This window comes from Microcoleus sp. PH2017_24_DOB_U_A, from assembly GCF_020738205.1.
In the GTDB taxonomy this organism is placed as follows: Bacteria; Cyanobacteriota; Cyanobacteriia; order Cyanobacteriales; family Microcoleaceae; genus Microcoleus.
This window is the reverse complement of sequence record NZ_JAEQCT010000124.1, coordinates 1-23,589: the sequence shown is the minus strand read 5'-3', so window position 1 is coordinate 23,589 and position 23,589 is coordinate 1. Positions and strand designations below refer to the sequence as shown.

Annotated in this window: 17 protein-coding genes and 1 pseudogene; 9 read left to right on the top strand and 9 right to left on the bottom strand. The window is 44.9% G+C overall.

Annotation, left to right across the window (positions count from 1 at the left end):
- The first annotated feature begins 622 nt into the window (after nt 1–622).
- The 3 genes from JGK07_RS28725 (at nt 623) to JGK07_RS28715 (ending at nt 4,199) form a co-directional block, all read left to right on the top strand.
- Entirely contained in the window at nt 623–1,027 is a 405-nt protein-coding gene (locus JGK07_RS28725) for a hypothetical protein (protein WP_293186361.1), read from the top strand.
- A 4-nt stretch (nt 1,028–1,031) separates the two neighbouring features.
- The gene (locus JGK07_RS28720) at nt 1,032–2,297 is read left to right on the top strand and encodes a glutamate-5-semialdehyde dehydrogenase (RefSeq protein ID WP_293186363.1); all 1,266 of its coding nucleotides are present in this window, start codon (nt 1,032–1,034) and stop codon (nt 2,295–2,297) included.
- A 789-nt stretch (nt 2,298–3,086) separates the two neighbouring features.
- A complete protein-coding gene (locus tag JGK07_RS28715) occupies nt 3,087–4,199 on the top strand; it encodes a fatty acid desaturase (RefSeq protein WP_366035307.1) in 1,113 nt (370 codons plus the stop codon).
- Between the two features lie 133 nt (nt 4,200–4,332).
- Here JGK07_RS28715 and JGK07_RS28710 read toward each other — a convergent pair whose 3' ends face one another.
- On the bottom strand, nt 4,333–6,036 hold the full coding sequence (locus tag JGK07_RS28710; RefSeq protein WP_293198374.1) for a lipoxygenase family protein: 1,704 nt from the start codon (nt 6,034–6,036) through the stop codon (nt 4,333–4,335).
- 372 nt (nt 6,037–6,408) lie between these two features.
- On the opposite strand from JGK07_RS28710, the gene JGK07_RS28705 reads away from it, so the two are divergent.
- Nucleotides 6,409–7,455, top strand: a complete 1,047-nt coding sequence (locus tag JGK07_RS28705; RefSeq protein WP_293186369.1) for a site-specific DNA-methyltransferase — start codon at nt 6,409–6,411, stop codon at nt 7,453–7,455.
- Complete coding sequence (locus JGK07_RS28700) at nt 7,452–8,183, top strand: PaeR7I family type II restriction endonuclease (RefSeq protein WP_293186371.1); 732 nt, start codon at nt 7,452–7,454, stop codon at nt 8,181–8,183. Before JGK07_RS28705 ends, JGK07_RS28700 begins: the two co-directional genes overlap by 4 nt.
- A gap of 258 nt (nt 8,184–8,441) precedes the next feature.
- Here the strand turns inward: JGK07_RS28700 and JGK07_RS28695 are convergent, their stop codons facing one another.
- The 4 genes from JGK07_RS28695 to JGK07_RS28680 form a co-directional block, all read right to left on the bottom strand.
- On the bottom strand, nt 8,442–9,272 hold the full coding sequence (locus JGK07_RS28695; RefSeq protein ID WP_293225513.1) for an SWIM zinc finger family protein: 831 nt from the start codon (nt 9,270–9,272) through the stop codon (nt 8,442–8,444).
- Between the two features lie 15 nt (nt 9,273–9,287).
- Nucleotides 9,288–12,572, bottom strand: coding sequence for a DEAD/DEAH box helicase (locus JGK07_RS28690; protein ID WP_293225515.1), 3,285 nt, complete (start codon nt 12,570–12,572; stop codon nt 9,288–9,290).
- 325 nt (nt 12,573–12,897) lie between these two features.
- The gene (locus JGK07_RS28685; protein ID WP_293186376.1) at nt 12,898–13,488 is read right to left on the bottom strand and encodes a Uma2 family endonuclease; all 591 of its coding nucleotides are present in this window, start codon (nt 13,486–13,488) and stop codon (nt 12,898–12,900) included.
- Nucleotides 13,489–13,751: 263 nt separating this feature from the next.
- On the bottom strand, nt 13,752–14,258 hold the full coding sequence (locus JGK07_RS28680) for a hypothetical protein (RefSeq protein ID WP_293186378.1): 507 nt from the start codon (nt 14,256–14,258) through the stop codon (nt 13,752–13,754).
- A gap of 284 nt (nt 14,259–14,542) precedes the next feature.
- On the opposite strand from JGK07_RS28680, the gene serA reads away from it, so the two are divergent.
- The 3 genes from serA (at nt 14,543) to JGK07_RS28665 (ending at nt 20,350) form a co-directional block, all read left to right on the top strand.
- Nucleotides 14,543–16,126 (top strand): phosphoglycerate dehydrogenase, encoded by a 1,584-nt coding sequence (gene serA / locus JGK07_RS28675; protein ID WP_293186380.1) that lies wholly within the window; start codon nt 14,543–14,545, stop codon nt 16,124–16,126.
- Nucleotides 16,127–16,585: 459 nt separating this feature from the next.
- Nucleotides 16,586–17,476, top strand: coding sequence for a 50S ribosomal protein L11 methyltransferase (prmA, locus tag JGK07_RS28670; RefSeq protein WP_293186381.1), 891 nt, complete (start codon nt 16,586–16,588; stop codon nt 17,474–17,476).
- Between the two features lie 486 nt (nt 17,477–17,962).
- The gene (locus JGK07_RS28665; RefSeq protein ID WP_293186383.1) at nt 17,963–20,350 is read left to right on the top strand and encodes an NACHT domain-containing NTPase; all 2,388 of its coding nucleotides are present in this window, start codon (nt 17,963–17,965) and stop codon (nt 20,348–20,350) included.
- A gap of 215 nt (nt 20,351–20,565) precedes the next feature.
- Here the strand turns inward: JGK07_RS28665 and JGK07_RS28660 are convergent, their stop codons facing one another.
- Nucleotides 20,566–21,156 (bottom strand): hypothetical protein, encoded by a 591-nt coding sequence (locus JGK07_RS28660; RefSeq protein WP_293186384.1) that lies wholly within the window; start codon nt 21,154–21,156, stop codon nt 20,566–20,568.
- Between the two features lie 87 nt (nt 21,157–21,243).
- Complete coding sequence (gene trxA, locus JGK07_RS28655) at nt 21,244–21,561, bottom strand: thioredoxin (protein ID WP_293148879.1); 318 nt, start codon at nt 21,559–21,561, stop codon at nt 21,244–21,246.
- A 153-nt stretch (nt 21,562–21,714) separates the two neighbouring features.
- Between trxA and fabG the strand changes: the two genes are divergently transcribed.
- Nucleotides 21,715–22,479, top strand: a complete 765-nt coding sequence (gene fabG / locus JGK07_RS28650; RefSeq protein WP_293186385.1) for a 3-oxoacyl-[acyl-carrier-protein] reductase — start codon at nt 21,715–21,717, stop codon at nt 22,477–22,479.
- Nucleotides 22,480–22,539: 60 nt separating this feature from the next.
- Here fabG and JGK07_RS28645 read toward each other — a convergent pair whose 3' ends face one another.
- Nucleotides 22,540–22,893 (bottom strand): hypothetical protein, encoded by a 354-nt coding sequence (locus JGK07_RS28645; protein ID WP_293203582.1) that lies wholly within the window; start codon nt 22,891–22,893, stop codon nt 22,540–22,542.
- A gap of 269 nt (nt 22,894–23,162) precedes the next feature.
- Nucleotides 23,163–23,346: pseudogene (locus JGK07_RS28640) on the bottom strand (ISKra4 family transposase); the annotation flags it as partial.
- Between the last annotated feature and the right edge of the window lie 243 nt (nt 23,347–23,589).

The window sequence follows — 23,589 nt, the reverse complement described above, 5'->3', positions numbered from 1 at the left end:
CTTTGAGGGACGGCTCCTTTGCTCTCTCTATCAATAGTGAGAGTATTGCTATCGCGTATGCCCTGTTTGTCCAGGGTTGTGCAGCGTAACACCGTCAGGAACAGGCAGTTAAAAGCCTCGACTGGGGAGAATTGACCGGGAAGCGAGACTCAAGCTCCTGACTTTAGGTATGGGGAAATTCGATAGCGGTTTCAACCGTCTTGAAGATTTCTTTAGGTATTTTTTACAGAGTTAATCAAAAGTTGATGTTATCATCAAAAATATCGAGTAAGAATAACCACCTGCGTGTTGAAACATCCTGAGTTGGGAGCAATCCCTGCAACGGGCATATTCGGCCCATATCCGAAACAGCTCTCATTGCGAATAATGGCAGGATGTTGAGCCTACCGTACCTGTTGGCTAGTGATGGCAGGACGAAATAAAAAAAAACAAAAGTATACGGAATGTTTGAAGAAATTCAAACTGAGTTAGTAGCGGTGGCTTGATAACGCCGAAGACAAGCCCGACTTTGGACTATTCAAGAATCCCCGTCTATGACTCGGGTTCGGGAGTATCAAAAGTTTGATTAAATGGATATGTTAACGATTATTTTTGCAAAAACGCTTTTTTTATCCGATCGCTCGTGCCATCTCAAAAAGCTCCCAAAATTGACTTAAACGATGAGTACCCGTGCCCTTGCCGGCGCCGCGGCCGTCTCGTACCCATAACGCTGACAGAAGCCTTTGGCTGCAACCGCTGTCAGCAAATATTTGTATTGGAGGAAAACGGACACGTCATCGAGCAACTATCAACGAACTATCCTTACAAGCAGGCTTGGCGGTGGACGGGGCACCAGTGGCACAGGGCACATCCGGGTTTGAAGGCGCACTACTTGCCGCTGGCCCTGGGGATGATTTTGGTGCCGCTATTGATTTGGTTGCCCCTGGCGCTGCACTCTCCGGGCCCGAATATTATTCTGTGGGCAATGGTCGCTGTGCTGTTAGCAATGCTGCCGGCGCTAATGGTATGGCTGGCTTACAGGCGTTAGTTAAATGATAATAGAGGATTTTAGTCATTCATCAGAGGGGGCCAATGTCGCCCGCCGCGCTTATCAGGCTTCTTTGGAATTGGCGGCAACCAAAAGTACGGATCGCGCTGCCGCTTTGCAGGCAATGGCGATCGCACTCAAACGCCGACAAAATGACATTTTAGAAGCCAATACTCTGGATTTAGAAGCGAGTCGCGACATGGCGATTCCCGACTTGATTGTGGACTGGCTGAAGCTGACGCCGGAACGGATCAAGACAACTGTCCAAATTTTGCAACGCTTGGGGGAAATGCCAGATCCAATTGGCAGGGTGATCAATGCTTCTTATCAAGTCGATCGCTGTCAGGTGTACTGTCAATCGTTGCCGCTGGGGGCGATCGCGCTCATTTACGAGGCGTTTCCCGAGTTGGGGGCGATCGCGGCCGGTTTGTGTCTCAAAAGCGCTAACAGCTTGATTCTCAAAGGTGGCAGCGAAAGCTGGCAAACTAATGCTGTAATTGGAGAAGCTTTGGTTTCGGCGATCGATGAGGTCGGTTTGCCGTCAGGATGTTTGCAGGTATTGCCACCGGATCGGGGCGCTTCGATCCGCGATTTGGTCACTCAAGACCAATATCTCAATTTAATTATTCCCTACGGCAGGCCGAGTTTGGTACAGCAAGTGGTGAGGCTTTGTACAGCACCGGTGTTGCGATCGGCAATGGGCAATTGTTACCTTTATTGGTCGCCGACTGGTAGCTTGGAGATGGCAAGGTGGATGATTTTGGACAGCCATCAAAGTGTGCCCGATCCGGTAAACGCGATCGAGAAAGTATTGATCGATCGCAACCAAAAGCATTCTTCCTTAGTCAGGCTGTGGAACAGTTTAAAAGAAAAAGGCTTTCAAATTACCGCAGATGCGGATCTTGTCGCAGATTTCCCAGACTTGAAGCTGGCGGAACCCTACGAGTGGACTCAACCGTATTTAAACAAAACCATCGCGTTTAAAGTTGTTGATAGTTTGGAAATTGCGATCGGCTGGATTAACCGCTACAGCAGCGGCCACGCTGACGCCATCGCCACTGAATCTTATTTAGAAAGCCGCCAATTTGCTCTGGATGTGAACAGCGCCTCAACTTTTATTAATGCCTCCCCTCGGTTTTGGCGCTATCAAAATCGGGGAGATGCAATTTTTCTGGGAATGTCCAACCAAAAAGGCTATCGTCGGGGATTGATAGGGCTAGATACGCTGACAACAATTAAAGAAATTGTTCAAGGTAACGGAGAATTTTAACTGAGTTATCTTTGGCAGTTTTCCTGTTGAATTTATACCAATTATAGCCGTTATCAAAAAGATGAGGTATGAATGATATAGCCTTTCTCAAAAAGGTGAGGTATGACTGACAGGTTATATAACCACTGAAATTAAGAGGGCCTTCTTCCCAACAACGTCCGCGAATCTTTCGCTTGATCCGCTATAGCTTACATAACCGCTTAAACGTATAGGGCCTTCTTCCCAACAACGTACCCATCTTTCGCTTGATCCGCTATATACAAAATATTGCTACTACCGAAATTAGAGCATCTCATCTTTATGCCAATGGCACAGTATGGTTTCCAGCCGGAGTTATGCAAATGACAGATAATTTATCGACAATCAATAATAATTGATATCAATATTTTTTTAAATAGGTATTAATTTAAGTATATATAGCCCAATACGGTTTACTTAAGATTGTCCGAAGATAGGAACGTTAGCTTTTGCGATCTTTTATGAAAGCAATCTCCGTATCTATTTTTCAGAGGATTTTACCCCAGGGCGCTATATCAGTAAACCGTATTGGTATATAGCCTTTCTCATAAATATGAGGTACTCATGGGCATTGGCCGAAGCGAAGCGGAGATATTGGGCAGTTTTTTACACCAAATATGATTTTAAAATTGTCTATATCGCACATATAAACATCATCACAAAATGATTTAATGAAACCAATTTATCGGCAAATATGATATACTAATAAATGTCAAAAAAACAATCTGACTAACATTTTGGTGTGATTAGCAAACAATGAATTCAGAAAAAATGCTCATTTCTTTAGACGAGACTGTCGATCGCGAAACGCTAATTCACCAATCGGCTTATGTTAAAAAATTGCGTCCGCTGCTGCCACCAAATGCTTTTGAACCAGATCCTAGCAAATTAACAATCCTGTTAATCAATCTGGGAATTTTATTGCTGGGATGGGGAATTGCTGACTACCTCGATCGCTGGCCTGTCTACCTTTTAGGGCTTTACTTGCCTTTGGCTGCGATTATGGGCAATAGTATCATAGTTTTGCTATTTAGCTCCCACGATCTGATGCACGGCAGCGTTCAGAAAAAATCCCGGCTGACTTATTCGATCGCCTTTTTAGGCCTAAGTATGCTATTGATGCCACCTACTCAGTGGAAATCGCTGCACAACCTCGTACACCATAGTACCACCAATTCCTTAGCAGACCCCGATCGCAATTACCTGTTCCAGCAACCGGATACTTGGGGAAAATGGATTCAAAATCTATTTGTACCGTCGGTGGAAGTCAGTCCCCTGTGGTTCATTGTAGGCATGGCTGGATCGTGGTTGGTGCACAATTTCCGCAACGTGTCATCGGTATTGTTATTCAACGATAAATCTGTGGATTACGTGCCCGCTGCGTTTACCGTTAGTCCGAAAGATCGATTGACGATCGCCTTGGAATCTCTCGGAATCTTGGGAATCCATCTAGGGATCTTGTTTTACCTAGACTTTAACCCGATTAAAGTTGCTCTTGCCTACATTTTGCCGATCGCACTGGGTCACGCAGGCACAATGTTTTACATCTATACCAACCACATGGGTTGCCGGATGACCAACATTAATGACCCGCTGATCAATACTACTTCCCTGCGGGTTCCTAAAATATTTGACCTGCTGCACTTAAATTTCTCTTACCATACAGAACACCACATTTTCCCTAGCATTAACTCCAACTATTACCCGATGGTGCAAGAGTTGTTAAACGTTCACTATCCCAATCGAATGAATTTAATCGATGCTGGGGAAGCTTGGCGGTTGCTGATGGAAACGCCCCGGCATTATAAAGATGAAGTCACCTTCACTGATTCGTTGGGAAAAATGTCGGTAAATAGCAGTATTATCGAAGAATATAAGCGCTAATTTAACGATGTCAAAAATCCGTAGGTATGCAGTGCACACCTACGGATTTTAGATAGTTATATGATGTCGGAAAATTGAGCTTATAGTGAAAAATTACTGAATTTTAGCAGCGGTTTTTCACGCGAATTAGGTATTAGATACTGATGCTATTGATCACTAAAGAAGGTTTGAGAGCAATATATGGCACTAATCGCTTTTTATTGTTCAGATCTATCTTCTGTTCTGCCACATTCAAATCTTGCTGGAACTGTCTGACTAACTGTTGGATCGGAGTACCTTCAAAAACTTCGTCGAAGGTGGCACGATAGAGTTCTCGGAAAGATTTATCATAATAACCCAAACGATCGTATTTATAAGCTGACAGAGTAAACAAAATTTGCAGTTGTTCGGCAGTTTTTTTGTAGGGCGGAAGCAACTGTAAAATTTTCATTTCCGTAATTACTTCGGGAGTCTCTGACTTGTTAATCGCCGGAATATCGCGGTAGGCAGCCAAAGGCATATTGGCAGCAAAACTCATGTATTGATGCTGGGTATAATTCACAGCAGAATGCTGCGGCCCGCAGGTAAAAATCACTGTTGTGACAATATCAATCAATTGTTCAACATCCTCAATGCGCTGTGGCATTCCTTTGACTTTACCCCCTTTCTCCGATGATAATTCTTGGGCCCAGCGTTGCAGTTCGGTATCATCGGTAAGTTTCTGCTTTGTCGGGTAAAAGTATTTGAGATAGCCGGAGACAAAGGTTTTAATCGCGTTCCACAGCAGCAATCCATCATCTCGGTAAGGGTAGTGAGGTAGTTGAGTTGTGTTGTCCATTCCGCGATTTTTGAGTTCGGTTGGGAAGGCAAATTGATCCAGACTCCAGTTAGTGCAGGCTTCTCTACCTATCTCTATTGTCTCTGGCAAGGTTCCTGCCAGCAACTCATCGACGGGACCTCCAGGGGCGATCAACTGGTTGCGTGCGAGATTGTTGTTGGTCAACATGAAGCGAAAGTGGGGTTTGAGCAATAAGCTGAGGGGATGATTTTCAGCTAACTGTCGCGCTGTGACGATCGCAATTGGTTCCATAACTAGATGGGTTCGACCTAAATGCGAACTCATTTCGTGGTGATTGGCATCTGCTACTTGCACGCAGAGTTTGGCAAATAACCAATTGAGTGGCGGATCAGACGGCGTGTAGACACGGCTGCCCGGTTTGGGGTCTAGTTGGATCGCAATGGGTACCAGTTCACCGCGATCGCGCACTCCAGTCCACCGCCAAGCGAAGAAAGCACGAGGTTTCGGCAAGTATTTCCTGCCCTTTTCGTAGGTGCCTCCCTGAATTCGAGAAGGTGCGCGATAGTTTGGATCTGTACCTGTGTAGTCGGCAATGTAAATACTTTTTTCCCGTAACAGTTTGGGGAGTTCCAATAATGGCTGCTTGCTGTCCAGTTTTGTGATGATTTCTGCCCGAGGATCGGTGGCACTTAAGAGACGAAGTACCATCGGATTTGCCCCAGACAACCGCTGTTCGGCAAAAGAGCGATCGGTTTGGTAAGCCTTGGCAACTTGAGGCAACCGCAGTACGGGAAAGAAGTCTTCATAATCTTGGAGTTCGTCGAGAGGATCTAGAAAAGATCTCGCCCGGACTGCCAACATATTTACAGCAAGTTCAGAGGTTGCTATTATGCGTTCTCCAATATAATCGCTTGAAAAATTCTCATTCGCTGGCACGGTTTTCAATAATGCCAAAGGTGATAAACTGTTATAGTCAAACTGGTAAGCTTGTTGCTCGCGACTTAAGAAATCGCTGCGCTTTTGTTTATTCGCATCGTCTTGGGGAAGGGAAGGTTTCATGATTTTCACCATTTATCAAATTTTACCCTTGTTTTTTAGTAACATATAGGTAAAAATTACCATAAAACGAGGATGGGATGAACTAAGTTTTGTGACGGTCTAAGAGACCTTGATACAATCATAGTTCGCAGATAGGTAATGGCGATCCGGACAGTTTCGACTTATGTTGCTGGTACCAGTCGCCGATTTCCAAGCACGGGGATTTTGGGATGCTCAGTCAAGCTTCATCCCGCACTCAAATCCATAGACCAAAGCGAAAGTTATCCTAATTCAAATAATCTCTGCAACAGTAGGTTTGGTTTTTCTTCAGGATATGATAATTTTTATTGCTGCTAAAGCTGATATGATGAACATGATTGTTCGACCAAATGTATGAAGTCTTCGAGTTTAAGCAAGGTTAATATTTCAACGCGGTTTCTGTCTCACGAATTAGCCGAACCGTTGAAACAAGCGCTACAGGATAAAACCCTTGTACCCGAGGAAGCAGCGACATTACTAGCAGCAGACGAACAGCGCGCCATTCCTGCTATTAGCAAAAATGCAGCGTTGATCCAGGAAATTCAACATCGGGTGCAGGGGTTGCCATCTTTCCATTCCCTGCTACAGGGCGATAGCCGAAACTTGACACATATTCCCGATGAAAGCGTGCATCTGGTAGTCACATCACCCCCGTACTGGAATTTAAAAGAATATCTTAAAAACCCAAACCAGCTTGGGGAAATAGCAGACTACGAACAGTTTTTGCAAGAGCTCGATCGAGTATGGGAGCAAATATGGCGCGTTTTAGTCCCCGGCGGACGGCTGGTGATTGTGGTGGGCGATGTCTGTGTTGCGCGCCGGCGTTTTGGCAGACACATGGTATTTCCCCTGCACGCCAGCATTCAGGAAAACTGCCGCCATCTGGGATTTGATAACCTCGCACCGATTATCTGGTACAAAATCGCCAATGCTTCCCTAGAATCAGCAGGAAATGGCACCAGTTTTCTCGGTAAACCCTACGAGCCCGGAGGTGTCATCAAAAATGACATCGAATTTATCCTAATGCAGCGCAAACCGGGTGGCTACCGCAGTCCCAGCCTGACAGCACGGGTATTGTCCGTAATACCGGAAACTCTGCACCGGCAGTGGTTTCAACAAATTTGGCAGGATATCAAAGGCGCTTCCACCAAGCAACACCCCGCCCCGTATCCTTTGGAACTAGCAGAAAGGCTGGTGCGGATGTTTTCGTTTGCGGGGGACACGGTACTTGACCCGTTTATGGGGACGGGCACAACTTGCGTCGCCGCGGCCAACTGGGGACGCAACAGTATTGGGGTAGATGTTGAGCCAAATTACCATCAAATGGCGCTGAAACGGATGCAAGAAACCTATGGCTTGCGCGTAGTCTATGAGGGATTGATGGCGGAGGTTGTCGAATGACCGGACAGTCGCCCATCATCCCCAATGATGTGTTCCGGGAAGCGGTGCAGGGCTTCTGGGATACCCGAATTGCTCAAGCACAAGCCCAGGTGCTAGCAGGCAAAGTAGATCGAGGCGATCGTAGCGCGGTGACAGGAGGCAAACAGATGGACGGTTTCATCCTCACCCTGACGAATTTCCTGCTGGCTGCGGGTGTTCCCCAAAACCACATCCACGTTAAGAAAAGCCTAACTGTCATACCGGGCTTTTTTCGGCCGACGAAGATGTATGATTTTCTAGTTTTAGACCCAGAAAAGCGGCAACTCAAGGTAGTCATCGAGTTGAAAAGTCAGGTTGGCAGCTTTGGCAATAACTTCAACAACCGCACAGAAGAAGCAATGGGGGCGGCTCTCGACATCTGGACAGCTTACCGGGAAGGAGTGTTTGGCGAAGCACCTGCGCCACCGTGGTTAGGATATCTGTTTGTTTTAGAAGACAGTCCGGCCTCGCGCGCATCGGTGCAGGTTGCCGAACCGCATTTCGCGGTTTTGCCGGAGTTTAGAGGAGCAAGCTATGCTCAACGCTACGAACTTTTTTGTCAGAAGATGGTGCGGGAAAGGCATTTCACGGCTGCTTGTTTTTTAGTGACAAATCGCGAACAGGCTGCACAAAATCCCAACTATACGGAGCGATGTTCAGACTTGTCGGCTGCCAATTTTTTGCAGCAGCTTATTCGGCACGCGCTCTAGAGTAGTTAACAGATTTTGCATTACTGAACTTGAGTATGAATATACATTTTTTAGTCTTTGCCGAAAACAGATTTTTTGCGCCTTTGAGTCTTTCTGTAGAAGTTAATTCATATCATTTCCGGTCGATTACCTTAACAAAAATGGTTGGTAGTGCGGACTTCAGTCCGCATTTTAAGAGCGGACTGAAGTCCGCACTACGAACCTTGTTTATTGCGCTACCGGACATGATGTTAATCAGCAATCGCGCATTGTCAAATTTTACAGTTTATTCTTCGTCTTCACCCGCATATAGAGCTCTTCCATCGCCTCAATAAACGAACCATCTTTCTGCCAAAACGACGGAAAATCTCCCTGCTTTTTCACCACGATCGCACTTACGCCACTTTGCACCCCCACATCAATCGTCTGCGGCAACCGCTTCGCACCGTGCCAAAACTCTCTCAGGCTGACAGTTTGCGCTTCATTGGCGATCGCCTGCGTGTAATAGGAATCCACCGCCACAGGGGCCGCTGCATCCGCCGTCAACTCGGCAGAAAGCGCCAAGCCCAAAGGCGTTTTTGCCAATTCGCGGTGCAGCACTTCCTTAGAAAGCCCCCGTAATTCAAACAGCAAAAATGGATCTTTGTCCAATTCGGCCGCCACCAGATAATAGACTCCGGCAATATGTTTGCAGGGATTGCTATAGTCTGGGCAAGAGCAAGTGGTTTTAAAGTCCTCACGGCTGCTGGGTAACAGGTGCAATCCGAGGGGTGAGAAAGCCTTTTCAATGTTGTCGGGCATTTCGTTGAGCAGCAAGCGGGAAATGAAGCTGGCTTTTGATGCCATTTGGGCGATCGCCAATTTCCACTTTTCCTGACTAATCGGCTCAAACTCAATTTTAGTTTTGTACAGCGGCTCCTTATAAACCCCAAAATAAGGATTAACCGAACCCCTGACTTCTGCCATCACTAAGCCATCATTCATTTTAAAGCTCTTTACCTTACCATTTCGTGCATAGGAACGTCCCCGCCCGAGACGCCCAGAATCGGTAAATCTTTCCAACGCGCTGATAAATTCATTACCCCACCAAGTCCGAGTAAATTGTGACATATTTTTGATTTTATCCTAATCTAAAACTGCATTTTTATTGAGCCTAATTAACTTTTTAAATGCCTCATTATCCAACTCAGTCAGCCACGATTCATCAGCACCAATAATTGAACCTGCCAATTTCTTTTTGTCCTCAATCATTTGGTCAATCTTTTCTTCCAAAGTGCCAATTGCCACAAACTTATGCACAAACACATTTTTTTCCTGTCCAATCCGAAACGCCCGATCCGTCGCCTGATCTTCCACCGCCGGATTCCACCAGCGATCGAAATGAAATACATGATTGGCTTTTGTCAGGGTAATTCCCACACCGCCGGCCTTCAGTGATAGAATAAATACCGAAGGTTCTGATTCTGGATCTTGAAACTCTGAAATCATCCGTTCCCGTTTTTCGCGACTCGTTCCGCCGTGGATGTAATAAGTGTTATAATGTAGCGTGTGTTTGATGTATTTTTCTAACGCGCTTCCCAATTCGGTAAACTGCGTAAACACCAATAAACTTTCGCCTTCGGCTTTGACTTCCTCAATCATCTCGATCAGCCGTTCCAGTTTGTGCGATCGCTCTGGTGTAAACTCACTTTCATCCTGCAAAAACTGGCGGGGATGATTGCAAATTTGCTTCAACTTCAGCAGCGTCGCCAAAATCATCCCCTTGCGCTTCATTCCTTCAGCCGCGTCAATTTCTTGCTCTACCTCTTTCACAATGGCTTCATAAAGCGAAGCTTGCTCGCGGGTGAGATTGCAGTAGAGTTTTTGCTCAACTTTGTCGGGGAGATCCTGAATAATTGACTTATCGGTTTTCAGACGGCGCAGAATAAAAGGTTCTACTAATTTTTTGAGCGCGGCTGATTGCGTGCGACTCCCATGTTTTTGAATCGGTAATTCAAACATTTTCCGAAACTGCGCCTCTTTCCCCAAATATCCGGGATTGAGGAAATTAAAAATTGACCATAAATCTAACAAGCGATTTTCTACAGGTGTTCCAGTCAATGCTAGTCGATGGGTAGCGGGTAACTTTAAAATCGCCTTGGTTTGCGCCGCTTTCGGATTTTTAATATTCTGCGCTTCATCAATTACCAGCCGATGCCACGCTACGCTGCTCAACAGCTTCTCATCTTTGCGCGCCAAGGTAAAGGAAGTAATCAACATATCGCAATCTTGGACGGCGGCTTTAAATGCTTTGGCATCTTGCAAACGTTGAGGGCCGTGGTGAATCAGCGATCGCAATTCTGGAGCAAACTTTTCCATTTCCTTCTGCCAGTTGCCGACTACGGAAGTGGGCGCAATTAGCAGCGTGGGTAAAACCGACGACGGTGCGATCGCTTTTTCCGTCTCTTTGCTAGTGGATAAAACTTCTCTTTCTTGCAATAATCGAGCAATTACCTGCGCCGATTTACCCAAACCCATATCGTCGGCAAGACAGCCATTTAATCCCAAACTTTCCAAATAACTCAACCAAGAAACACCGCGTTTTTGATAATCCCGGAGTTTGCCTTGAAACCTTACTGGATCTGCAATTAACTCTAACCTACTCTTATCGTGCAGCTTCTCCAACATATCCGATAAAGCCCGATCGCGCTCCACCTCCAAATCTTCACTAGCTTCTCCTTCTGCCGTCAACTTCATAAAGTCAATCAAGCTGACATCGGGATTCTCTTCGCGATGTTTTTGCCAAAAATTCAGCATCTCCTGCATTTTATCTTTGTCCAGTTCCATCCATTGTCCTCGGAACTGTACCAACGGCGTTTTACTATTAACTAACGCCTGCCATTCTTGTTCGCTAACCCGTTCGCCTCCGATCGCCAATTCATACTGATATTCCACCAAGGAATCTGCCGAAAACAATCCCTTGCCCTTGATTGCAGCGCTTTTGCTGCCCTTCCCTTTGACTTGCAGGCGAATCTTTGCCCGCTGTCGTCCCTTCGGCGTCCACCAAGCGGGGACAATGACTTTATATCCGGCATCTTCTAATACCCAAGCGGACTCGCTGAGGAAGGTAAAAGCATCGTCTACGTTGAGGGAAATGTGAGCGGGTTTGTCGGTTTCTAGCCCCTGCCAAAGTTGGGGATAAATGCGCGCAGCGTAGCCGAGATTTGTTAGCAAATGTTGCTCAAAGTTGTCGCCGAATTGTGTTTGCAACTGTTTTTGTTGAGTCGATCGCGATCGCCAATAATCCTGCAACGGCACCCGCAGAGATGGGTCTTGTTTTGCCGCCACCTGAAACTCTAAAACCCAAGGCTGTTCGGGGTTTTCGGGGGATTGTAGTTGAAAGCAGAGGGAGAATGAGTCAGCAGATTGATTGCGCGTAATGCGATCGCGCCAGGTTTGCCATTGCCGGTATTGTTCAAGGCTGACTCGCGCGATTTTTCGTGTTTGGTTGAGGCAGATTTGCAGTAAAGAATCGGCAATTTTATTCTCAAACGATGCTGGGATGGGGGTTTGAGTGACAATTTCGGCGATCGCACATTCTGAAAAATTACGCAGCAATGTTTCGCGATCGTAGAACTTTGGTGTATCTTGTAGCTGCATCTTCCGAAAACCGGACGCGCAAACTAAAGGCATCCATTCAACATAGCGTTGTAACTCTGTTTCGTACTGCGCTGAAACAATTTCCCATCCCGGATAAATCTCAAAGCTGGGTGCAATTTTGGCAGGTGTTTTTGGAGCTTTTGCAGTCTTTGCGGTTGTTTTTGTTTCACCCGCTTTCTTGCGCCCGCGCGTGGCTTTCTCAGCGGGTTCCGATGTTTCGATGGGTGCGATCGCGATCGGAGCAGTTTCTCGGTAGCGCAACGCTGGAATATAATGATCTTTCAGAACAATTTGCTTAAAAAATTGGGTGTAGTGATACCAAAACAGCAAATCTGAACCAAACTGAACTTCTGCTAAATCGTAGAGGGCAAAAAAATGCAAATCGTTCAATACTTTAGTCAAAGTGTGGGTGGCGATGGACACACAATCGACTTCCCAATACTCCAACTCAAATGTTTCGGGTAATTCTGTCTCTAAATATCGCGCTAACTCTAAAGATGGTAACGGCTGGTTATTGGCAGTGGGGAGTAAAAAGTACCGAGGGGCGATCGCATATTCTAGTCCCATCCCACTTGTATTGCTGACTGGTGGCAGTTGAATCCCGGCTTCTTTCGTTAGAAACTCTGTTAACTCTGCCGTCTCCAATTGTCGGGGATGAACCTTAGCAGGCTGTTTTTTTATTTCAGTGGTTTCAACCCAAATATAAAACGTTCCAGCTTGAACAAAACTCTCTTCTGTTTGAGGAATCCAAGTGCCGTGGAGGATTTTCATAGGTTATACCAAACGCAACCTTTGGCATCGTATCATATCATAAGTTAGTCAAAAAATAGGAAGTACGGTTGAAACCTGGTTTATACAAACAATGTCTGAGCTCAGAGGGACTAAAGATAATAACGTAATTTTACCGCGCTATCTTTAACCTGCGTCGGCAGGTTTTGCCTGTATAGACGCGGTTTCAACCGCCGAGTCGTCTTTAACCTGCGTCGGCAGGTTTTGCTTGTATAGACGCGGTTTCAACCGCCGAGTCGTCTTTAACCTGCGTCGGCAGGTTTTGCTTGTATAGACGCGGTTTCAAACGCCGAGTCTTCTTACACATCTAGAAAATCTCAGTTAAATCCAACACAAAACCGGGCAGTACATCTTCACCTGAGACAGTTCGAGGTGCATCTAAAATTTCTACTTCTTTACCTTGACGGGAGATTTCTACTTGCCGATTTTTGCGATCGAGCAACCAGCCCAAACGAGCTCCATTTTTCATGTACAATCTCATTTTAGCTCGCAATTTTTCTAGGGAATCGGTAGTCGATCGCAATTCCACCACAAAATCGGGACAAATTGGTGCAAATTTCTCTTTTTCTTCGGAAGTTAAAGCATCCCATCTGTCGCGCCGAATCCAAGCAGCATCGGGAGAAATATCAGTACCATCTGGCAGTTTAAATCCGCTAGAAGAATCAAACGCAATTCCCAAATGTTTATTTTGACGGCTCCAAGATTGAAGTTGATAGGATAAGTCAATGTTGCGATTACCAGTCTCGCTACCAGTAGGCGACATAATAATTAATCCTCCACTAGAAGTACGCTCAAATCTCAAATCTCGGTTTTCTTGACACAAATTAAAAAATTGTTCGTCAGTTAGATCAATTGTCAATTCTAGGGGAGAAGATAAGGCTATCGTTGGAACTTCCATCGGTTTCTCCAAATATCAAGTAAGGTCAAATATTCTGGTAAAAAACTTGAATTCAAGTCAATATTAGATTTTTACCTAGGGTGCATCTGGGTTTTGAAGAGGGCGAAGCATGACCGCATATAAGTTATTAGTTATAATCTCCTATTTTCTGCGGTCATGCTTCGCCCCTACACACATATTTGCCAAACCCAGATGCACCGGTTGCCATAATACTAACTTGGAAGTTTTAACCGCAGATGAACGCAGATGAACGCAGATGACAATTAACTTTCTGTATAACCTTGCATATTTTCCGGTTCAAACTGCTGCAAAACATCAGCAGCTTTCTCGGTTAAAGCGTCAGTACCTTTAACTGCAATCAAAAATTTGCCCGCATTCAAACGGTTGCGATAGGGCAAAGCATCGCCGCTACCAAAAGCCATTCCTCCCGCACCGCCGACAAAAACGCTGCCCATTCCGGCCGCGATCGCACCTAGCACTCCGCCGATCGCGTGATCGCCAATTTCGCCCGCCCATGCAAAAGTCTTTAACTCTGTCATCAAGCTGAAGGTAACGCCGGCAATAAAGCCAAACGGTATCAGCCAAACAGCCATGAGTTTAGCTTGTTTCTTTGCTTGCTGGTTGGGATCGATTAAGCCAAATTCATCAGCAGTTTTGTAGCCGCGTCCCAAAATGCTGACTTGCTTCATGGGTAAGCCTTCTTTTTCGAGGGCGCAATAGGCAGCTTCGGCTTGCATTCGATCGGGCAGTACGGCGATAAGATAATTCATCAAAATAATTCCTGATAGTTAGGCTTCAATATCCGGAATTTATTATAGCCTGAAAAGACTTGCTAGCTAAGCAATTGGGCGTTTTTAAGACGATCGCCCAGGACGATCGCCCGCAAAGGTAAAATATTTCACGCAAAAATGACCGACCTTGACCGAATACGGATACAATTCAAACTGCACAAAGGCAAGCTTGAGCTGAGCTGTTAGATTCTGCTCTAAGTCATAAGTCTCAACTTTGAGCTCGCCAACAGGGCTATTTTTACTATTGCACTCAATTGCTTGCTATGCCTAAAGTTCTAGTATCCGATCCGATCGACCAAGCCGGAATTGACATCCTCTCCCAAGTCGCACAAGTTGACGTAAACACAGGACTCTCAGCCGAAGAGCTCGTGCGAATTATTCCAGATTACGATGCTTTAATGATCCGTTCTGGCACCCAAGTTACCAAAGAAATCATTGAAGCCGGAAATCTACTAAAAATCATCGGTAGAGCGGGCGTTGGCGTAGATAATGTCGATGTACCCGCCGCTACCCGCAAAGGAATTGTAGTCGTCAACTCCCCCGAAGGCAACACGATCGCAGCAGCCGAACACGCGATCGCCATGATGCTCTCGATGTCCCGCCACATCCCCGAAGCCAACGCCTCTGTAAAAAGCGGTAAATGGGAGCGCAACCGCTTTATCGGCGTAGAAGTTTACAAAAAAACCCTCGGTATCGTCGGTTTGGGCAAAATCGGCTCCCACCTCGCCACCGCAGCCAAAGCAATGGGCATGAAACTGCTCGCTTACGATCCCTTCATCTCCACCGAAAGAGCCGAACAGTTGGGCTGCCGCTTGGTAGAGCTCGAACTGTTGATGCGCGAATCCGACTACATCACCCTGCACATCCCCAAAACGCCGGAAACTCTGCACTTAATTAACGCTGATGTGCTGTCAAAGATGAAGCCCACGGCCAGGATAATTAATTGCGCCAGAGGTGGCATCATCGACGAAGCAGCCCTGGCAGAAGCGATCAAATCAGGCCAGATCGCCGGTGCAGCGATCGATGTTTACGAACATGAGCCGCTGGAAGCTGATTCTCCGTTGCGAAATGTCGGCCAAAACATCGTGCTGACGCCTCACTTGGGAGCTTCTACGGCTGAAGCTCAGGTGAATGTGGCGATCGACGTTGCCGAACAAATTCGCGATGTGCTGTTGGGACTGCCGGCGCGATCGGCTGTTAACATCCCAGGAATTTACCCAGACTCGATCGAAAAACTCAAACCCTACCTGCAACTCGCCGAAACCCTCGGCAACCTCGTCAGCCAGCTAGCCGGAGGCAGAGTTGATTACCTCAACGTCCAACTCCAAGGCGAATTGGCCAGCAACCAAAGCCAGCCCGTAGTCGTCGCCTCCCTCAAAGGCCTGCTCTCCCAAGCCCTGCGAGAGCGCGTTAACTACGTCAACGCCAGCATTGAAGCCAAAGAACGCGGAATTCGCGTCGTGGAAACCAGAGACGCCTCAATTCGCGACTACACAGGCTCTCTACGCCTCTGTGCTAAGGGAACTCTCGGCGAACACACAGTCACGGGTGCAGTCCTCGGCGAAAGCGAAATTCGGATTACCAGCGTTGACGATTTCCCAGTCAACGTTTGCCCGACGCACCATATGCTGTTTACCTTGCACCGCGATATGCCGGGGATTATTGGAAAAATTGGTTCCCAATTGGGCAGTTTTAATGTCAATATTGCCAGTATGCAAGTAGGCCGTAAAATCGTGCGAGGCGATGCAGTGATGGTTTTGAGCCTTGATGACCCTCTACCAGAGGGTATATTGGCTGAAATTATGAAAGTTCCTGGGATTCGGGATGCTTACACGGTGAATCTTTAAAGGATTTTAGATTTTTCAGGTTCCCCAATCTAAAATCTAAAATCGTTAAACGGTAACTCTTTGAAAGATTTTGGAGTTTAGGTTCCCACAATCTAAAATCTAAAATCGTTAAACGGTAACTATTTGAAGGATTTTAGATTAGATTTTAGGTTCCCACAATCTAAAATCTAAAATCGTTAAACGGTAACTATTTGAAGGATTTTAGATTTTAGGTTCCCACAATCTAAAATCTAAAATCTAAAATCTAAAATCGTTAGACGCTAACTCTTTGAAGGATTTGGGGGGTTTAGATTTTGGATGCAAGGACTGAATAATTGGTAATAAGTGATTGGTCATTGTTAATTGGCAAAAAAGTTGGAATTTTTCTATTAGTCAATCGTCATTTCTCACTCTTCAGTTCCCAGTATCCAGTTCCTGACGGGCGAATCTAAAATCTAAAATCTAAAATCTAAAATAGTCATGGCACATAGCTGGTGGGAAATTAGAATTCTTTGCGATCCGGCGCTGGAAGATATCATCTTTTGGCGCCTGGAACGGTTTAACTGTCGGGGAACTGCCACTCAGATTAAAAGCAATTCCTGCCTGATGTCGGCTTATTTGCCCGAGGAACAAGCGGGATTGTTGGATTTGGCGGCCCTGTCTTTGTGGCTGCGGCAAGATGCTTTGTGTGCGGGTTTGCCCTTACCTGCGATGCAGTGGGATTTGATAGAGGATGAAGACTGGGGGAGCACTTGGAAGCAGCAGTGGCAGCCTCAAGAAGTGGGCGATCGCTTTTTAATTAATCCGGCTTGGCTTCCCCCACCGACTGATACCGATCGCGTAATCTTGCGTTTAGATCCCGGTGTTGCTTTCGGTACGGGTGCTCACGCTACGACTCAACTCTGTCTGGAGTCGCTGGAAATGCGCCTCGGTTTTGACGACAAAGAATGTGTAGTTGCTGATATCGGCTGCGGATCGGGTATTTTGTCGATCGGCGCGGTGTTGCTGGGCGCCACAAAGGTTTATGCTCTGGATACAGATCCTTTGGCAGTGCGATCGACCATCAGCAACCGACAACTCAACCGCGTTAACCCGCAGCAGTTGGTGGCAGAACTCGGAAGTATCGATCGGCTGATCGAAATGACGGGCGGCCCGATCGACGGTTTGATGTGCAATATTTTAGCCGAAGTAATCATTGATTTAATCCCGCAGTTCACCGCCATTAGCAAGCCCACAACTTGGGCAGTTCTCAGCGGCATTTTACTCGAACAAGCCAAACCAATTGCAGACACTCTCGAACAACACGGTTGGATTGTCGCTACTCTGTGGAAGCGCGAAGATTGGTGCTGTTTTAATATTCGGCGCAGTTAACAATTAGAAATTGGGAAATTGTTAAAGATCGAGATATCGCTTGAATCGATCTGAAATGTCTTTTTCTATTTTAATGTAAGTGAAATATGAGGAAGCGACCTGCACGCGATCGCTCCCCCTTAGTATTACTTGCGATCGCGCAAGTGCAGGCTTGTTAGTTTGCTTGTGTCTGTTTCACTCTGCTCATCTTTCTGTAACGCTGCCAGGATTTGAAAGCAAAACCGGAGCAGAAAGAGCAAAAATCCTGCATGGGGATTGAGCCAAGTAGCAATGCCTACCATAGCAAACTCGATTACCTTAAGCCATTTCTTTTTGTTGTTGCCAGACATCGCTTAGACCTCTTGTGAATTGCATAAACCCACTGTCCCAAGAGGATTTGAGAGATTTCATCCAAACATTAGGCTGACTTTGGCTGACTTTGACTGACTTGTCTCCAAGAATCGCAAAGTAGTGGCTAGAATAGCTGTAAAGCTTTAATTTCAATCAATGCAGTCATTCCCGCGTGAGTTTCTTGCCAAACTAGCTAAGAAGTATGACCTCTCTCCTGAACAAGAGGAAGCTTTCGTTGCACGTTTTAGTGGCAAGGAAAGTAATTTAGAGATTGCAGAAACTATGTTTATCTCGGAATCCGCATTTGGAACCCGGATGAACGGAGTGTATAGAAAGTTCAGCATAGGTGGTAAAGGACCGGGTAAACTCCGAAAACTGCACGATTTCCTACTGAATGAATATCAGAAATCAAACTTTTCTGAAACTTTATGTTTCAGCAACAATGTAAGTGGGATTGATGAGTTGGTGGAAGAGATGCGCCAGCGCATTCGTCCAATCATTCAAGAACGTTGTGGCACGATGCGCGTGTTAGACATGAACCAACCAATCGGACTTAACGACATTTATACCCACGTCAACATTCTAGAAAAAATTACTGGACGCAAACGACTACAGCTTTCTCAACTACCACAACAAGTTTCACCACAAGAGTTCGATCGCTTTAGCCTTGGATCTGTTAAAGAGCAGCGTGTTCCGGGATTAAAAGCTATTGAAAAACACAACAAACTGATGATCCTTGGAAAACCAGGTGCAGGAAAAACTACTTTCCTCAAGCATTTGGCAATTCAATGTATTGGCAGCGTACTCCAAGTTCATCGCGTTCCTATTTTCATCACTCTCAAAGATTTTGCTGAAGCTGATGGACAACCAGACTTGATATCATACATTAATTCATTAATTTCGTCTCCCGCAGAAATCAAAAATTTTTCATCCTTACAAACTCCAACACCCACTCAACAAATCTTAGAAAACGGACGCACTCTAATCTTCCTGGATGGATTAGATGAAGTGCGCGAAACTGATGCTAAGCGAGTCCTGCGCCAAATTCAGCAATTCGCCGATAACTACTCCCGCAATGCCTTTGTTATCACCTGCCGCATCGCTGCTCGCGAATACACTTTCCAACAGTTTACAGAAGTTGAAGTTGCCGATTTTGATGATGTTCAGATTGCCGACTTCTCCAAAAAATGGTTTCACTGCAAACAGGATGCAGTCAAAGCAGATCGCTTTATCCAAAAACTGATAGAAAACTCACCTATCTACGAACTGGCAAGCAATCCATTGCTGCTTACTCTGCTTTGCTTAGTGTTTGAAGATTCTGGTGATTTTCCCGCCAACCGTGCCGAACTCTATCAAAACGGGGTAGATGTGTTGCTAAAAAAATGGGACATCAAACGCAATATCGATCGCGATGAAGTCTACAAAAAGTTGTCCCTGAAACGCAAAGAAGACTTACTCAGCCAGATTGCCTATCGTACTTTTGAAGCTGGAAATTACTTCTTCAAGCAAAAAGGTATTGAGCTTCAAATCCGCGAATTCATTGAAAACCTACCCGGAGCTAGCACTGATGAGCAAACCCTCGATCTAGACAGTGAAGTTGTCCTAAAATCTATTGAGGCACAGCATGGCTTATTTGTGGAACGCGCCCGTAGCATCTATTCCTTCTCGCACCTAACGTTCCATGAATACTTTACTGCAAAATATATTGTTGCTCAATGCAATTTTTCATCAATAGACGATCCAATACTGAATAAATTAGTAGAACGTTTGACAGAAGTTCGCTGGCGTGAAGTTTTTTTGTTAACTATTGAAATGCTTGCAGAATCAACTACATTTCTGTTGTTGATGAAGAGAAAAGTCGATTCTATAATGTCTGTCGATATTGCCTTGCAAAACTTTCTGTATTGGGTATATTTAAAATCTTTAAAAATCAACGATGATTTTTATCAGCCTGTTGCTCTCAGAGTTTTTTACTTTAGTCTTGAATGTGTTTACGGATTGCATATTTTTTATGAAGATGAACCTATAGATTTAATGGATAAATTTAGAATTTCGCGTGATGGAATGGAAGGTATTTTTAGTTTAGACTTCGATGTAGCATTATATCGACTATTTAGTTTTAGTAACTGCTGTTGGTTCTCACCGAAAAATGCGCTCGCCGATCTTGTAAATGATATAGTTCAGCACTACCAGCTCAGCTATTCATTAAAAAATGACATGGAAGCACTTATAAAATATCTGCCTGATTTCCCAGATCCTAAAAAAAACGAACAAAAATTTCAGAAAATTTGGACAAGTGTACAATCGACTTGGACTGAGCAGCTAAGAAAAATAATGATTAAATATCGTGGATTAGGTTGTGATTGGCAGTTCAGCGAACAGCAGATTGAAATGATTAAAGAATACTATGATGCTAATAATTTTTTACTAGATTGCCTCAATAGCGATTGCTACGTTAGCCGTAGTGTGCGAGAAGAAATTGAGGAGAATTTATTGTTGCCGATCGCAGAAATTGAAAAACGCAAACGCGAAGAATCAGAATAGATCGATCGCTCCTGGTATTGGTTTGCGATCGATTATTCAGCAAGCCCTAACTAGACATTCCAGATCGCCTCTTTCTGGATTTGATATCGCGTTCGATCGAGTGCAATAACGGTTTGTATTAGATCGACTTCATAAAATAGCACTATAAATCTCTAGCGCTTCTCACGCTTGATGAGGTACAGCAGAACCTTTGAATTTCAGGATATAATTCCACACTACAGAAAACTAATTTTAATTATAGACCGCACGTAAAACAACACATATCCAATTAAATAAAAACAATTAACTAAAATCAACAATCCCTTGCCAACATAAGAGTTAATCAAACCAAAAACATGATAGGATGACAGCAACACTAGCAACATTTCAACAAAAGAAACGATCGAGCCGTAGTGATTTCTATCCCAATAAGAAAGCGGGCTGATAAAACGGTAATTACTGAACGGGAAAAAGTGTCGGTGAGCGTCGTCATTATGCACTGGCAAATCTCCCAAAGAGTGCAGAATCATGCTCAGAAACAAAATTTGCACGCTTTGCCAGCCAAAATAATAAGCAATTACCCAGCCGATCGCAGCTAGGGGGATAGAATGAAACAAAGCCACAATATTCTGGACAACAGGCTCGTAATATGCTTTTGACCAAATTGTAGCTTCCGGCAAGCGAGCAATGTACTTCGCCCAAAAGTAAAATAAAAATATCGGGATATCGGGTAAGATTCCGCCGATCGCAATAATCAGATTAAATTGCGGCTGTTGCGGTTTACCCAGAATAGCTAGATTGATAATCGCGTGACTGGGAGTTTTCATAGGTAGGGTGCGTCAGCTACGACAATTTTGTTGATAATGTATCAGATATTGGCTGACGCACCAAGCCTGTGAGATAATCGGCGGTGGTTACAAATGAGGTTGCAGTCGATCGATCAACTGCGCCGGTTGCAATACTCCCTCAATGCGATCGACCTCAACACCATTTTTGAACAGCACCAAAGTCGGCAAAGCATAAATGTGAAACTGCGACGCCAACTGCTCGTACTTATCCGTATCAATCTTAACAACCATGAGCTTATCTTTCGTCTGACCGCTCACCTGCTCCAAAATCGGCACCATCATCTGACAAGGCCCGCACCAAGTAGCATAAAAATCTACCAGTACAGGCAAATCAGAGCTCGATAGTAACTCTTCAAAACTGTTGAACTGTTTTTGAACTGCCATCTTAAAAATGTGGTAAAGGGACGCCCATTATACCCGAAGGCTTAACGAGTAGGGAATTGTGACAACTGAACTCAATAAGTCAGTATAAATTTTTTTGGTTCTGGATCGATTTTAAGGCAGAATTCTGTGAGCATAGATTTTGAGGACAGAATTATGGAATTATTGCCAGAGACATATCAGCGATTGCAGGGACAAGTTGCCGTTGTCACCGGTGCGTCGCGGGGAATTGGGCGGGCTTGCGCTTTAGCATTCGCAGCAGAAGGCGCTAAAGTCGCCGTGAACTATGCCAGTTCAAGCGCTGCGGCTGATGAGGCGGTAGCAGAAATTATTGCAGCGGGCGGAGAAGCTGTGGCCCTTGCAGCAGATGTCTCCAAAACTGACCAAGTGGATGCACTCATCAGTAATGTCATGGAAAAATGGGGACGAATTGACATTTTGGTGAACAATGCCGGCATCACCCGCGATACTTTGCTGCTGCGGATGAAGCTAGAAGATTGGCAAGCAGTGATTGATTTGAATCTCACCGGCGTATTTTTGTGTACAAAAGCTGTCAGCAAAATCATGTTGAAACAGCGCAGCGGCCGAATTATTAATATTGCTTCGGTTGCCGGCCAAATGGGAAATCCCGGACAAGCTAATTACAGTGCGGCGAAAGCTGGAGTCATTGGATTTACTAAAACTGTGGCGAAAGAATTGGCAAGTCGCGCGATTACTGTGAATGCAGTTGCACCGGGTTTTATCACCACAGATATGACAAAGGATGTCAAATCTGACGAGATTTTAAAGTACATTCCGCTGGGAAGATACGGCGAAGTTGAGGAAGTTGCGGGGATGGTGAAGTTTTTGGCGGCGGATGCGGCGGCGGCTTATATTACCGGGCAAGTTTTTAATGTCGATGGCGGCATGGTGATGGCTTAGATTTGGGAATTTTTAACCGCAGATGCACGCGGATGAGCGCGGATGTCTGCGGTTATGAATTTATTTCAAATCTCTGTAGGTTGCTTGTCGGTGCACCTTCCCCGATTCGACAACCTTCTTACTTTGACAAAACTCTTCAAATAGTTCAAAAAAACTATTTAAAGCATCTTTCTCATCCTGAGAAAAAAAGAGAATTATATTCGCCCATGATTGAGATGAATCAATATTGAATTTTTTCTGTATCCATTCTTGAAAGCCATCTAGAGCGTTTTCTTCTTTTAGAGGTACGCCAAGCTGATACTGTGCCACATTGTATCCCGACAAGAAAGCCTGAAGACAACTAATTGACACCTTGCCCAAATAGACTGAAGGTTTATTCTTGATTTTTTTGAGAAGCTCGGAGAGATTATCCATACAAACTATCCCGTTGAATACTTGAGTCTAACAATACTTATATTCTCAACTCTATCTAATATTATTTATAAAAACTCTTGCTACACGACAATTGTTGCGCGGAGTGAGACACTTTAGTCTCATGTGTAAGGTGCGGATCTGTAAAATTGTCGCTTTTTCGGGTGCATCTGGTTTTTGAAGAGGGCGAAGCATGACCGCATATAAGTTATTAGTTATAATCTTATATTCACTGCGGTCATGCTTGGGAGCATCCCGGTTTTGAAAAAGCCTCAAATAGCCAAGAGATCGTTGAGGTAAGCACAACGAAGTTTTAGCATCTTGTTATGACATTTTTTTCAACCATTGAGCTCCCGAAATTTTCAACCTTCTATCTATTTGTTTGACAGCCGATTCCACCGCTCCCGAGCCTATGGAACAAATCTTGTCTGATGATAATTGCTCATAATTCAATACGGTTTACTTAAGGTCGAACAAGTGGTACACTAAGTATGATGTATAAAAAAGTAAATCAAGTATAGTGCCGTACAAAAAATTATTATTAGAATCTCCCAAGCTAAAAAGTAGCGAGATATTTAAAGCAATAGAGGTAGCGGTTCCATCAACAGAAATAGAAGCAGCTATTCTCAAAGCCAAAGCCAAAGAAAAACGGCATCGTGGGCTACCATCACAACTGGTAGTGTGTCTAATCATAGCAAT

Bases quoted from the DNA above. Each gene is read 5' to 3' on its own strand.
- JGK07_RS28680 (WP_293186378.1), bottom strand. From the start codon at position 14,258: ATGAATTATCTTATCGCCGTACTGCCCGATCGAATGCAAGCCGAAGCT.
- JGK07_RS28660 (WP_293186384.1), bottom strand. From the start codon at position 21,156: ATGAAAACTCCCAGTCACGCGATTATCAATCTAGCTATTCTGGGTAAA.
- prmA (WP_293186381.1), top strand. From the start codon at position 16,586: ATGGCACATAGCTGGTGGGAAATTAGAATTCTTTGCGATCCGGCGCTG.
- JGK07_RS28690 (WP_293225515.1), bottom strand. From the start codon at position 12,572: ATGAAAATCCTCCACGGCACTTGGATTCCTCAAACAGAAGAGAGTTTT.
- JGK07_RS28700 (WP_293186371.1), top strand. From the start codon at position 7,452: ATGACCGGACAGTCGCCCATCATCCCCAATGATGTGTTCCGGGAAGCG.
- JGK07_RS28685 (WP_293186376.1), bottom strand. From the start codon at position 13,488: ATGGAAGTTCCAACGATAGCCTTATCTTCTCCCCTAGAATTGACAATT.
- serA (WP_293186380.1), top strand. From the start codon at position 14,543: ATGCCTAAAGTTCTAGTATCCGATCCGATCGACCAAGCCGGAATTGAC.
- JGK07_RS28720 (WP_293186363.1), top strand. From the start codon at position 1,032: ATGATAATAGAGGATTTTAGTCATTCATCAGAGGGGGCCAATGTCGCC.
- JGK07_RS28710 (WP_293198374.1), bottom strand. From the start codon at position 6,036: ATGAAACCTTCCCTTCCCCAAGACGATGCGAATAAACAAAAGCGCAGC.
- trxA (WP_293148879.1), bottom strand. From the start codon at position 21,561: ATGGCAGTTCAAAAACAGTTCAACAGTTTTGAAGAGTTACTATCGAGC.
- JGK07_RS28665 (WP_293186383.1), top strand. From the start codon at position 17,963: ATGCAGTCATTCCCGCGTGAGTTTCTTGCCAAACTAGCTAAGAAGTAT.
- fabG (WP_293186385.1), top strand. From the start codon at position 21,715: ATGGAATTATTGCCAGAGACATATCAGCGATTGCAGGGACAAGTTGCC.
- JGK07_RS28645 (WP_293203582.1), bottom strand. From the start codon at position 22,893: ATGGATAATCTCTCCGAGCTTCTCAAAAAAATCAAGAATAAACCTTCA.
- JGK07_RS28695 (WP_293225513.1), bottom strand. From the start codon at position 9,272: ATGTCACAATTTACTCGGACTTGGTGGGGTAATGAATTTATCAGCGCG.
- JGK07_RS28705 (WP_293186369.1), top strand. From the start codon at position 6,409: ATGAAGTCTTCGAGTTTAAGCAAGGTTAATATTTCAACGCGGTTTCTG.
- JGK07_RS28715 (WP_366035307.1), top strand. From the start codon at position 3,087: ATGCTCATTTCTTTAGACGAGACTGTCGATCGCGAAACGCTAATTCAC.